The 12,194-nt window shown below is 58.2% G+C and carries 8 protein-coding genes; 4 read left to right on the top strand and 4 right to left on the bottom strand.

Annotated elements, in window-relative coordinates; genetic code table 11:
* The first annotated feature begins 76 nt into the window (after positions 1–76).
* A complete protein-coding gene (glmM, locus tag PHX60_RS03330; RefSeq protein ID WP_300074663.1) occupies positions 77–1,411 on the top strand; it encodes a phosphoglucosamine mutase in 1,335 nt (444 codons plus the stop codon).
* A gap of 18 nt (positions 1,412–1,429) precedes the next feature.
* Here the strand turns inward: glmM and PHX60_RS03325 are convergent, their stop codons facing one another.
* From PHX60_RS03325 to PHX60_RS03315, 3 genes are all read right to left on the bottom strand, one after another.
* On the bottom strand, positions 1,430–1,750 hold the full coding sequence (locus PHX60_RS03325) for a hypothetical protein (RefSeq protein WP_300074660.1): 321 nt from the start codon (positions 1,748–1,750) through the stop codon (positions 1,430–1,432).
* A 103-nt stretch (positions 1,751–1,853) separates the two neighbouring features.
* On the bottom strand, positions 1,854–3,749 hold the full coding sequence (locus PHX60_RS03320) for an EAL domain-containing protein (protein WP_300074658.1): 1,896 nt from the start codon (positions 3,747–3,749) through the stop codon (positions 1,854–1,856).
* 92 nt (positions 3,750–3,841) lie between these two features.
* A complete protein-coding gene (locus PHX60_RS03315) occupies positions 3,842–6,397 on the bottom strand; it encodes an EAL domain-containing protein (protein ID WP_366144330.1) in 2,556 nt (851 codons plus the stop codon).
* 251 nt (positions 6,398–6,648) lie between these two features.
* On the opposite strand from PHX60_RS03315, the gene ppk1 reads away from it, so the two are divergent.
* Entirely contained in the window at positions 6,649–8,787 is a 2,139-nt protein-coding gene (ppk1, locus tag PHX60_RS03310; protein WP_300074652.1) for a polyphosphate kinase 1, read from the top strand.
* 16 nt (positions 8,788–8,803) lie between these two features.
* The gene (locus PHX60_RS03305; RefSeq protein WP_300074649.1) at positions 8,804–9,265 is read left to right on the top strand and encodes a histidine phosphatase family protein; all 462 of its coding nucleotides are present in this window, start codon (positions 8,804–8,806) and stop codon (positions 9,263–9,265) included.
* 30 nt (positions 9,266–9,295) lie between these two features.
* Here PHX60_RS03305 and PHX60_RS03300 read toward each other — a convergent pair whose 3' ends face one another.
* Positions 9,296–10,780, bottom strand: a complete 1,485-nt coding sequence (locus PHX60_RS03300) for a Ppx/GppA phosphatase family protein (RefSeq protein ID WP_300074647.1) — start codon at positions 10,778–10,780, stop codon at positions 9,296–9,298.
* A gap of 214 nt (positions 10,781–10,994) precedes the next feature.
* On the opposite strand from PHX60_RS03300, the gene pstS reads away from it, so the two are divergent.
* A complete protein-coding gene (pstS, locus tag PHX60_RS03295) occupies positions 10,995–12,038 on the top strand; it encodes a phosphate ABC transporter substrate-binding protein PstS (RefSeq protein ID WP_300074645.1) in 1,044 nt (347 codons plus the stop codon).
* The last annotated feature ends 156 nt before the right edge of the window (positions 12,039–12,194 follow it).

Below are 12,194 nucleotides of genomic sequence, written 5' to 3'. Positions count from 1 at the left end.
TCACACGATAACAGGGCTTTTTGCTTGACCCACGCTGTCCGGTTGCGGAGCATTTTTCTACTCAGCAGCATTTTTTATGACACGTCAATACTTCGGCACCGATGGCATTCGCGGCACGGTCGGCCAACACCCCATTACCCCTGATTTTGTCCTGCGCTTGGCCCATGCGGTGGGCCGGGTACTCAAGCGCACCGAAGAGCGCCCCACGGTACTCATCGGCAAAGACACGCGCATCTCGGGCTATATGTTAGAGAGCGCGTTGGAGTCGGGTTTTAATTCTGCTGGGGTAGATGTGGTGCTGCTGGGGCCGCTGCCGACACCCGGTGTGGCTTACCTGACACGCGCGCAACGTGCCAGCTTGGGCGTGGTGATTAGCGCCAGCCACAATCCCTTTCCAGACAACGGTATCAAATTTTTCAGCGCCCAAGGCAACAAATTGTCGGACGCTTGGGAGTTGGAAGTCGAGGCCGCTTTGCAAGATGCGCCCGTATGGGCCGATTCGGCCTCGTTGGGCAAAACGCGCCGCTTAGACGATGCCGCTGGGCGCTATATTGAATTTTGTAAAAGCACTTTTCCGCAAGATTTAACCCTCAAGGGCTTAAAAATCGTCGTCGATGCCGCCCACGGTGCCGCCTACCATATTGCCCCCAAGGTGTTCCATGAGCTGGGGGCTGAAGTCATCGCCATCGGCTGCACCCCCGATGGCCTGAACATCAACCACGAAGTGGGGGCCACCCACCCTGATGCCCTGGTACGCACCGTGCGTGCCAACCATGCCGATTATGGTGTTGCCTTGGACGGTGATGCCGACCGGCTGCAAATGGTCGATGCCCAAGGCCGTCTGTATAACGGCGATGAATTGCTTTATTTGATGGCCATAGACCGCATTGGCCGTGATGAAGACGTGCCCGGCGTAGTAGGCACTTTAATGACCAATATGGCGGTAGAACTGGCCTTGCACGCACGGGGTGTCAAGTTGGAGCGTGCCAAGGTCGGAGACCGCTACGTGCTAGAAGCGCTGGCACGCCACCATTGGTTGTTGGGCGGCGAAAGCTCTGGGCATTTGCTGGTGCTAGACCGCCAAACCACGGGCGATGGCTTGGTCAGTGCTTTACAGGTATTGCAATACTGCGCGCGCAGCGAGCAAAGTATGGCCCAATTGTTGGCTGGTTTAACGCTGTTTCCGCAGGTGCTGCTCAATGTACGCGTAGCACCCGGCCAAGATTGGCGCGCCAATCAGCAGCTGGTGCAAGAAACCCAAGCGGTAGAGGCCGAGTTGGGCACCTCGGGGCGGGTGCTGATTCGTGCCAGTGGCACCGAGCCGGTGCTGCGTATCATGGTAGAAGCGGCCGACCAAGCCGTGGCCAGCCGCTGTGCCGAGCGCCTGAGCGAAGCGGCCCGCATCGGTTAAAGCAGCCATTTAGGCTGCTTAGGCTTTGGCATCGACCCAAACCCCCGTCATTTGGCCAGCGCCATTGATGTTGATGCGCGAAGTGCTGGCCCGATCGCGTCGGGCGTTGGCTTCGGCGGCGCTGGCGTTGTTGTTGGCCGAGTCTGAGCGCTGGTTGGCCTGCTCGGCCTGCTGGTTGATTTTATCGGCGCGTGCCTGCTCGGTGTTGGCGGTGCGCTGGGCTTCTTGGGCTTTAGCCTCTAGGGTTTTGGCATCTTGCTCGGCCTGTTGTGCCTCACGTCGTGCCATTTGGGCCTGGGCTTGCGGGGCAACGGCAGCGGTGATGGGAATGGTGGCCATGGTGTTCTCTCCGTGTATGGCTGATAGTCGCTCAAATGGGCAGGAATGTAAAGATGCCCATTGGGTAGATTGGCAGGTAGGAAGGACGGAGCGCTTCAGCAGTTTATTTGGGGCTACCTGCACCCGTTTCGAGTAAACCTTCTAATTGGTGGGCGGGCATGGGGCGGCCATAGTAGTAGCCTTGGGCTTCGGTGCAACCTTGCTCGCGTAAAAAATCCAACTGACCGCTGGTTTCTACCCCTTCGGCCACGGTTTGCATGTCCAGCGCTTGGGCCATGCGGATGATGGCACTGACAATCGCGCGGTCGTTGGCATCGTCATCCAAGTCGCGCACAAAAGAGCGATCAATTTTGAGTTTGTACACCGGAAAGCGCTTGAGCTGGCTGAGCGAGGAGTAGCCGGTGCCAAAATCGTCAATCGACAAGCGCACGCCGTAGCTGTGCAGTTCGTCCATGGTGGCAATCGCCATGCGCGGGTCGTCCATTGCCACGCCTTCGGTCAGTTCTAGTTCTAGGGCATGGGCGGGCAGGCCGGTTTCTTGCAAAATGCGTGTCACCAATTGCGGAAACTGTGGCTGCCTGAACTGTACCGCCGATAAATTGACGGCCATAGTCTCAAGCACCAAGCCTTTGCTGCGCCAGGTTTGTAGCTGGCGCAGGGCTTCGCGCAGTACCCATTCACCAATCGGCAAGATTTGGCCGCAATCTTCGGCAATTGGGATAAATTCTGCGGGCGACACGGCCCCCAACTCGGGGTGTTGCCAGCGCAGTAGTGCCTCAACCCCGGTCATTTGGCCGTTGGCAATGCAAATTTGCGGCTGGTAGTGCAGGGTGAATTGTTCGCGCTCTAGGGCGCGGCGCATCGCGTTTTCTAGTTGCAAGGCGCGCACCGATTGGGCGCGCATTTCGGGGGTAAAAAAGCTGTAAGTGTTGCGCCCATCGAGTTTGGCGCGGTACATGGCGACATCAGCGGCTTGGTTGAGCGTGGCAAAATCAGTGCCATCATCGGGGTAAAGTGCCACCCCCATTGAGGGGGCCATCGTTAGCTCGTGGTGTTCAATTTGGTAGGGCTGGCGCGAGGCTTCTAGTAATTTTTGCGCTACACGTTCGGCCCCTTCGGCATTGGCGCCGGGCAGCAGCAAAATGAACTCATCACCGCCTACGCGGCACACGGTGTCGCGCTCGCGCACTACCGCACGCAGGCGTTGGGCAATAGACACCAGTAACGCATCGCCCACCCGGTGCCCCAGCGAGTCATTGACGTGCTTGAAATGGTCTAAATCTAAAAAAATAACCGCCAGCGGGGTTTGCTCTTTGCGGGCCAGCTCAATCGCTTGGCTGCTGCGTTCGGCCAGCAAGGTGCGGTTGGGCAAGCCCGTGAGGGGGTCGTAATGGGCCAGCCAATAAATGCGTTCTTGGTCTTTGCGCCGGTCGTTAATCTCGTTGTGCAGGCTATTGACGGTTTGGCGCAGTTGTTGCGTGCGCTCTTGCACCATGCGCTCTAGGGCTTCGTGGGCTTGGGCCAAGGCGGCTTGTTTTTCTTGTTGGGCCGCCTCTAGTTGGCATTGGATGCTTCTTTGGGCGTCGATGTTGTCAATAATCCAGACGGAGCCTTCGGAGGTGTCTTGTGGATTAATCAGGGTGCCGGTTAGCCGCGCCCAAAACAGGCTGCCATCGCAGCGGCGCATTTGCCGTTCGGTATGGTAGGTGCGTCCGCGCGACATGACTGGGTAGGAGGCACGCCCTAAAGCCCGAAAGGCATCTTGGTCGGGGTAAAAACCGACACTGCCTTGGCCAATCAAGTCTTGGTGTGAGCGGTAACCAAAAATTTCGGCATAGCGGGCATTGGCGCGCACCACCACCCGGTCTCGGATAAACACGATGCCCACGCCGGCGTTGTCGAGCAAAACCTGGTGTTCACGCAGGGTGCGTAGCCAGGTGGGGTCGGTGGCCAACGGTGGCGCGGTAGCAGCAGAAGGGTCTTCGTGTAAATCGGGCATGGGGTGCCGGTGCTGGCAGCTGGTCAAACGGGCTATCGTAGTGGTTTGTAAAGCAAAGTGTAGCAGCCCATTGGGCTGTATGGGGCTTGCCCTTAGACAGCTGCTACTGCGGGCGCTGGCGCAGCGCTGGGCATGGGCCGTTGTTGTTGTAGTAGGGCCTCAAAGGCGGGTGTGGGCAGTGGACGGCTAAACAAATAGCCTTGACCTTCATCGCAGCCTTGTTCTAGCAAAAACTGGCGCTGCACTTCGGTTTCTACCCCTTCGGCAGTGGTGCGTAAGCCCAAGGCTTGGGCCATGTGGATGATGGCCGTGACGATGGCGCGGTCGCTGGCATCTTCGCCCACATCGCGCACAAAAGATTGGTCAATTTTGAGCTTGCCCAGTGGAAAGCGCTTGAGCTGGTTGAGCGAGGAGTAGCCGGTGCCAAAGTCGTCCATCGACAGATGCGCCCCGCACTGGTGCAATTGCGTCATGACTTCCAGCGCGGACGCTGGGTCGTCAATCGCGGCCCCCTCGGTCAGTTCTAACTCGATGTGTTGGCCGGGCAGTTGGGCTTCTGTCAGGCAACGCGACACCATCTCTAGCAGTTGGGGATGGCGAAACTGCACCGCCGATAGGTTGACGGCTACGGTGTTGAGTCCCCAGCCTTGGTCTAACCAACGCTTGGCATCGCGGGTGGCGGTGGCCAGCACCCACTCGCCAATCGCCACAATCATGCCGCTGTTTTCGGCAATCGGGATAAATTCTGCTGGCGAGATAGCGCCCAGCTCGGGGTGTTGCCAGCGCAACAAAGCCTCGGCCCCAATGATGTGGCCGGTTTGCAAGGAAACTTGGGCTTGGTAGTGCAGGGCAAATTGTTGCCGCTCTAGCGCCCGGTGCAAGGCATTTTCTAGCAGCAGGGCGCGCGCCGAGGAGGCTTCTAAATCTGCGGTAAAGAAGCTGTAACGGTTGCGCCCACTGCGTTTGGCGCGGTACATGGCGGCATCGGCGCGCTGGTACAGGGTGTCAAAATGCTCCCCATCTTTGGGGAAGATAGAAATGCCCAGCGAGAGGGTGGTGCTCAGTTCGTGGCCATCAATTTGGCAGGGTTGTGACAGGCTTTGCAACACCTCGGTGGCCAGTTGTGCCGCTGCTTCGGGTCCAGTGTCGGGCACCAGCAGCAAAAATTCATCGCCACCCAAACGCGATACGGTGTCTTGGGGCCGTGCCAAATTTTGCAGCCGTTGGCCCAAGGTGAGTAGCAACACATCGCCCAAACGGTGCCCCAGCGAGTCATTGACGTTTTTGAAGTGGTCCAAATCCAAGAACAACACCGCCAGCGTGCCGCCACTGTCGCGTTGCTGCGCGATGGTTTGCGCCGCCCGCTCGGCCAGCAAGGCGCGGTTGGGCAGGCCAGTGAGGTGGTCAAAATGGGCCAAATGCTCAATTTTTTCTAGTGCAGCGTGTTGCTCAGTAATGTCACGCGCCAGCAGCACATAGCCGGGCGCACTGTCGCCCGTGGCGGCCTTGCGCGCCACGGACAGCTCAAACCAACGTTGGCCCTCGTCAGGAATGTTCAGGCATACTTGCTGCCCGCTAGAGCAGCCTTGCTGCCGGGCCTCGGCCAAAGCAGTCATGAGGGTGTTGCTGGCCCCTTCGGGCAGGACCTCCCACAGCGGGTGTCCTAACAAGCGTGCCGCAGGAGCTGCCAAAGCGTGGGCATGGACGTTGTCAATTTGCAAAAAACGGCCATCGTCGTCGAGTTCTAACAAAATATCGGGAATGGCATCGACCGTGGCTTGCAGTTGCTGTTGGGTGCTAAAAATCTCGGCGGTACGTGCTTGCACCAAAGACTCTAGGTCTTTTTCGTGCGCCTTGAGTTGCAGCAATAAGCGCACCACATAGCCCACCAATCCACTAAACAACAAGCCCAGCAAAGCGCGCCCCAGCAGCCGCAACGGACTGCCCCAGCCGTGCGCCGGGGTTACCGCCAAAAACCATTGGCCATTGGCCAAAGACAAAGTTTGCACTACCGCAGACGCGCCGGGCGGCAGCTTAGACAGGCTGATGTCTTGCTCTTGTCCGGTATGGGGCAGCAGGCGTGCTAAACGGTAATGGTAGCCGCGCTCTTCTAAGCTGGGTAAATTGGCTGCGGCCAACACGTCGGCAATGCGAATAGTGACGGTGGTAAAGCCCCAAAAATAACGCCCTCCATTGACCAAATCGGCCAAATAGACTGGATGGCGCCCTACCAGCCCGATGCCCCCTTGCACCAAGGGCAGCGGCCCGGCCAAGGTCAGTTGGCCACTGTCGCGGGCCAGTTCTGCCTCGGCACCTTGCTCAGAGTTTTGTAACTGGTTAAAGCCCAACAAGGCCTCGTTGCCTTGCAAGGGCACCACCCTTTGCACAATGCCATCCGGGGCCAAAGCCAGTGCGATGATGCCGGGGTAAAAGGGCAATAGCTGTTCGCCGATGGATTCAAACTTGGGCACTTCACCTTGGCTTTGGCGCACCAAGGCCACCAGTACGTTGTTGGCAGACAAAGCCGAATCTATGCTGCGCTGCAAAGCGCGCGCGTAGTCGCCCGCCAAGCCAGACACCTGCTCGCGTTGCTGGGCCAAATCTTGTTGCTCTAATTTCCAAATCCATGCTGCACAGCACAGCGCCATACAGACAAAAGACCACAGGCCAGCATGGCATGGTGAGCGGTTAAAAAGGCGAAGGCGGTTGAGCACGGTGCAATATCCTTGGCCGATTATGCAAGAGTGATTGTTTTTTTGCTGGCAAAGCGAAGGACATTTTGGGGACAATTGCTGCCAAGCGCTTATCCTTTAGCGCTTACATTGCCATGATGCTCGTCATGAAATTGACACATCCTAAGCCAATACTGTCACAATCAGCTTTGAACCCCTCCAGTCCCATGCCATCTCTTTCTGCGGAGCGCACCACAGCCGTGCAGCCTCTTGCTGGCCCTGTTGTTGCCTCCCACCGCACCCCCCCTGCTACGCTGCTAGACCGTGACCACAGCATCATGGCCTTTAACGAGCGCGTATTCGATTGGGCCGTGCGCCCCGATGTACCACTGCTAGAACGGGTGCGTTATCTCACCATTGTTTCTTCTAATTTAGACGAATTTTTTGAGGTACGTGCCGCGCCGCATTTAACTGCAGCACGCAGTGGTGAGACCAAAGGGGTTTATACCCAAGCCTCGTTTGAAACTTTGGCCGCCCAAGTTCACCATTTGGTCGAGCGCCAATACTCCCTCTACAACAACGAGTTGGTGCCTGCATTGGTGGCCCAGGGTATCCGGGTGATTCCGCATGGCGAGCGCAACGCCGCCCAGCGCCAATGGGTGCAAGAGTATTTTCAGCGCGAGGTGCGCCCGCTGCTGATTCCGATTGGCCTAGACCCCGCGCACCCCTTTCCGCAGGTGGCCAACAAATCGCTCAACTTTATTGTGCGCCTCAAAGGGGGTGATGCCTTTGGCCGCGAGAATGAAATCGCGATTGTCAAAATTCCGCGCGTGCTGCCGCGCCTGATTCGTATGCCTGCCAGTGTGGCCAAGGGCGTGCAATGCGTCAGTTTATCGAGCGTGGTGCGCGCGCATTTGGTCGATTTGTTCCCCGAGCGCGAAGTCACGGCTTTTTCGCAATTCCGCGTCACGCGCCACTCGGATTTGGCCGTGGATGAGGAAGACGCGCGCAACCTACGCACCGCGCTGCGCCAAGGCTTGCAACTGCGCCATTATGGCGAGGCGGTGCGCTTAGAGGTGTCTGCGGGTTGCTCCGACTTTTTGGCTGATTTTTTACTGGCCCAATTTAACCTGCCTACCGAGGCGCTTTACCGGGTGCATGGCCCGGTCAATTTGGTGCGTTTGGCCCAGTTGATTGACTTGGCCGATAGACCCGATTTGGTCTTTGCGCGCTCGGTACCCTGCTGGCCACACCAAATGCCGCAAGGTGCATCTATCCTGACGCAGCTACGCACCAAGGGTGACATCCTGATTCACCAGCCGTTTGAAAGCTTTGATGGCGTGCTGGCTTTTCTGCGCGAGGCCGTGAATGACCCGCAGGTATTGGCGATTAAGCAAACCATCTACCGCACCGGTTCTGACCCGCAAATGCTGGATTTACTGCGCGAAGCGGTACGTCGGGGTAAAGAAGTGCTGGCAGTGGTCGAACTCAAAGCCCGTTTTGATGAAGAAGCCAACATCAACTGGGCCGAAGCGTTAGAGTCGGTCGGCGCACAGGTGGTGTATGGCGTGGTGGGCTTGAAAACCCATGCCAAGCTGCTGCTGATTACGCGCCGCGAAGGCCGCCATCTGCGCCGCTACGGGCATCTGTCCACCGGCAACTACAACCCACGCACCGCAAGGCTCTACACCGATTTAAGCTACCTGACCGCCGACGAAGACACCACGGTGGACATGGACAACGTGTTCAACCATCTGGCCAGCCAAAACCGGCTGCCGCCGATGCGCCGTTTGTTGGTGGCACCGTTCCACCTGCACCGGGGCATGATGGAAAAAATTGAGCAGGTCGGGCTGGCCGCTGCCGAAGGCAAAGATGCGCGTATCGTGGCCAAAATGAACTCCCTGACCGATGAAGCCTTGGTGCGTGCGCTGCTATTGGCCGGGCAGCGTGGAGCCAAAATTGACCTGATTATTCGCGGGGCCTGCATCTTGCCCGCCCAAGTGCCGGGTGTGAGCGACAATATCCGCGTGCGCTCCATCATTGGCCGTTTCTTAGAGCATAGCCGGGTGTTTTACTTCCGCACCGGCGAGCAAGAAGATTTGTACCTCTCCAGCGCTGATTGGATGAGCCGCAACATGGTGCGCCGGGTAGAAGTGGCTTGGCCAGTTACCGATGCCAAACTGCGCCAGCGTATTTTGGACGAGTGTCTGGTAGCCTATCTGTGCGATGACCGCGATGTCTGGATTTTGCAACCCGATGGCGTGTACCGCGATGTGCGCCATGATGAGGGCAGCAGCAACACCGGCGCGCAAGAAGCCCTGATGCAGCGCTACGCTTTAGCGCATCCACTGCCCGCCAAAGCGTAATCAACCGGAGACCCCAATGGACTTAATTTTGTGGCGCCATGCCGAAGCCTACGACTTGGTGGATGGGCAAGACGACTTGCAGCGTGTTTTAACCCCACGCGGCCAAAAGCAAGCTGCGCGCATGGGCGCATGGCTGCGTAAGCACCTGCCCGACAACTTGCGTGTGTTGGCCAGCCCCGCCATGCGTACCGAGCAAACCGTGCGCGCCCTAGAGCGCAAATACAAGCTGCGCGCCGAGCTGCTGCCCGATGGCTCGCCGCACGAGTTGTTAGAGCTGGCCCGCTGGCCCGATGCCAAAGGGGCCGTGCTGGTGGTGGGCCACCAGCCCATGCTGGGGCAGGTAGCGGCCCAGTTGCTGGGCATACAGACTGGCGAATGCTCGATTCGCAAGGGGGCAGTGTGGTGGCTGCACCAACGGCAAAAACTAGAGCAAACTGAAACCGTGCTGGTGACGGTGCAATCGCCCGAGTTACTCTAACCTTGCCCTCACTTGGGGGCGTTGCGGGTGTCAGGGCTGCGCGTCCAGCAGCAGCATCCACGGGGTTTTGAGCCAGGTTTGCACTTCTTCGCGTAGTAGGTGGGTCGATTGCGGATAGCGGTCGGCCCAGCCGGGCGGGGTTTGCAAGGCAAAACTGCTGCCTTGCACCTCCAGTTGTAAGCCCTCTACTTCAGGGTCACGCCGGGCATGGCACAAAGCCACGGCCAAGCGCAAGCACAGCAGTTGCAGGGCAAAAGTGGCATCTTCCAAATCGGTTTCTAGCTTGTGTACCTTGCCCCGGTGGCCCAACACCAGCAGGCCCAAGCGGTGCAACTCGGGTTGCGAAAAACCGGCCACATCGGTGTTGTCCAAAATGTAGGCCCCATGCCGGTGCGAATAGCTGTGCGAGATACGGCAGCCAATCTCGTGCAGGCGTGCCGCCCACGCCAGTTTGCGTAGCGCGTGCGGATTGGCTTGGGGGGCGGCTTGGGTAAACAGGCCACAAGCGACCCGCTCCACCCGTTCGGCTTGGGCCATATCGACAGCAAAACGCTCCATCAGGGCGCGCACGGTGGAGCTTCGCAGGTCGGTTTCGGGTTGCTCGCGGTCAATCAGGTCGTACAGTGCGCCTTGGCGCAAAGCGCCTTGGGCCACCTGCATTTGCTCAATGCCCAACAAATCGAACAGGGCGCGCAACACACTCAGGCCACCACCAATCACGGCGCGGCGTTCGTCTTTGAGACCATCCAAACGGATACGGTCGGCACTTTGGGCGCGTAGCAAGCGCTCTTGCAGCCAATCTAGCCCTTCGCGGCTGATGGTGCCCGCAGGTGCAAAGCCAGCCGCCAACAAAATATCGCCCACCGCCCCCACCGTGCCCGAGGAGCCATAGGCCACCTCCCACGTGCTGGGATGGTAAGACACCAAGGCTTCGTCTAATACCGCCTTGGCGGCAATTTCTGCGCTGTGAAAGGCTTGGGGGGTAAATTGCCCATTCTCAAAATAGCGGCTAGACCACGCCACGCTCCCCACACGAAACGATGCCACGGCCTGGGCGTTAAAGCCTTGGCCCAAAATCAGCTCGGTGGAGCGTCCGCCAATATCTACCACCAAACGGCGCTCGTCCGACTGCGGCAACATGCGCGCCACCCCTTGGTAAATCAAACGCGCTTCTTCTGGCCCCGAAATCACTTCAATCGGGTGGCCCAAAATTTGGATAGCCCGTTGCAAGAAGACTTCGCGGTTGCGGGCATCGCGCAGGGTTTGCGTGGCCACGGCGCGCACTTGGGCGCGCGGAAAATCGGCCAGCCGCTCGGCAAAACGCGCCAAACAATCCCAGCCGCGCTGCATGGCCCCAGGGGTCAGGTTGCGGTCATCGTCCAGCCCGTTGCCTTGGCGCACGGTCTCTTTGAGGTATTCAACGCGCTGGATGTGGCCGTGCTCGAAGCGGCCAATTTCCAGACGAAAGCTGTTCGACCCAAGATCGACAGCGGCGAGCAATGTTGCATTGTGCATGGAGTGGTGCAGGTGGGCCAATGCCTCAAGACTATGCAGCAATCATGACATTACCATGACGAAGCTGTCATATATCTGCTGGCAGGGGCGAGAGAAAAAGCGATTTCTACGAAGAAGAACAAAAAACTCCGAGTGTGAAGCATGTCACAACGTTGTCACAAACGGCTTTTAGAGTCACCAGCAACTGTACTTTCTAACCTGAGAGGTTTTTCCCATGAAACTGTCCATGATTCGCGTGCTGGTCGCTGGTGTTATCGGTGCTGGAGCATTCTCTGCTGCAATGGCGCAACAAGAAGTCACGGGCGCTGGTGCCACCTTCCCGGCACCGCTGTATGCCAAATGGGCAGCCGATTACAACAAAGCCACCGGCATCAAAATCAACTACCAATCGGTAGGCTCGGGTGCGGGTTTGCGCCAAATTGAGGCCAAAACCGTGGCCTTTGGTGCCTCGGACATGCCTTTGAAGGAAGAAGACCTGGAAAAGAAGGGCCTGACCCAATTCCCAATGGTGATTGGTGGCGTGGTGCCGGTGATTAACGTCAAGGGTATTGCCCCCGGACAACTCAAGCTCAACGGCCAAGTGCTGGGCGACATCTATTTGGGCAAAATCACCAAGTGGAATGACCCGGCCATCCAAGCCATCAACACTGGTTTGGCCCTGCCCGATGCCACCATCTCGCCGGTGCGCCGCGCTGATGGTTCTGGCACCACCTTTATTTTCACCAATTACCTGTCTAAGGTAAATACCGAGTGGAAAACCAAGGTCGGCGAAGGTACCGCCGTCAACTGGCCCACCGGTGCGGGTGGCAAGGGCAACGAAGGCGTAGCCGCTTTTGTCGGCCGCCTGCCCAACTCGATTGGCTATGTTGAATACGCCTACGTCAAGCAAAACAAGATGAACTATGCCCTGATGCAAAACGCAGCAGGCCAGTTTGTCGCCCCCGAAGACGATGCCTTCAAAGCTGCTGCCGCTGGCGCTGTCTGGCCCAAGAGCTTCTATCTGATTTTGACCAACCAACCCGGTGCAGCCACTTGGCCCATCACCAACCCCACCTTCATCTTGATGCACAAGACCCCCGATAAGGCGGTCGATGCAGCCACTTCGCTCAAGTTCTTTGACTGGGCCTACAAAAACGGCGACAAGATTGCTGCCGATTTGGACTATGTGCCTCTGCCCAACGTGGTGAAAGACATGGTGGCCAAGTCTTGGGCCGACAACATCAAAGACGATTCGGGCAAGGCTATCGCCTACAAGTGATGGTAGCTGGCGGCACTGTTGGCGCACCTAGCTCCAGCAGTGCCGCCGGTGCTTGCATTTTTATTTCTCCTCAAGGCTACTCAACGTGTCCACAACGATGCCCGTCAGCGGGAGCATGTCGGTTCAAACAGAACCCCACGTGCAACCCAAGCCTAT

Source organism: Giesbergeria sp., from assembly GCF_028686475.1.
Classification (GTDB): domain Bacteria; phylum Pseudomonadota; class Gammaproteobacteria; order Burkholderiales; family Burkholderiaceae_C; genus Simplicispira.
Note: the sequence above shows the minus strand (reverse complement) of the source record. Positions and strands in the feature narration are given on the sequence as shown.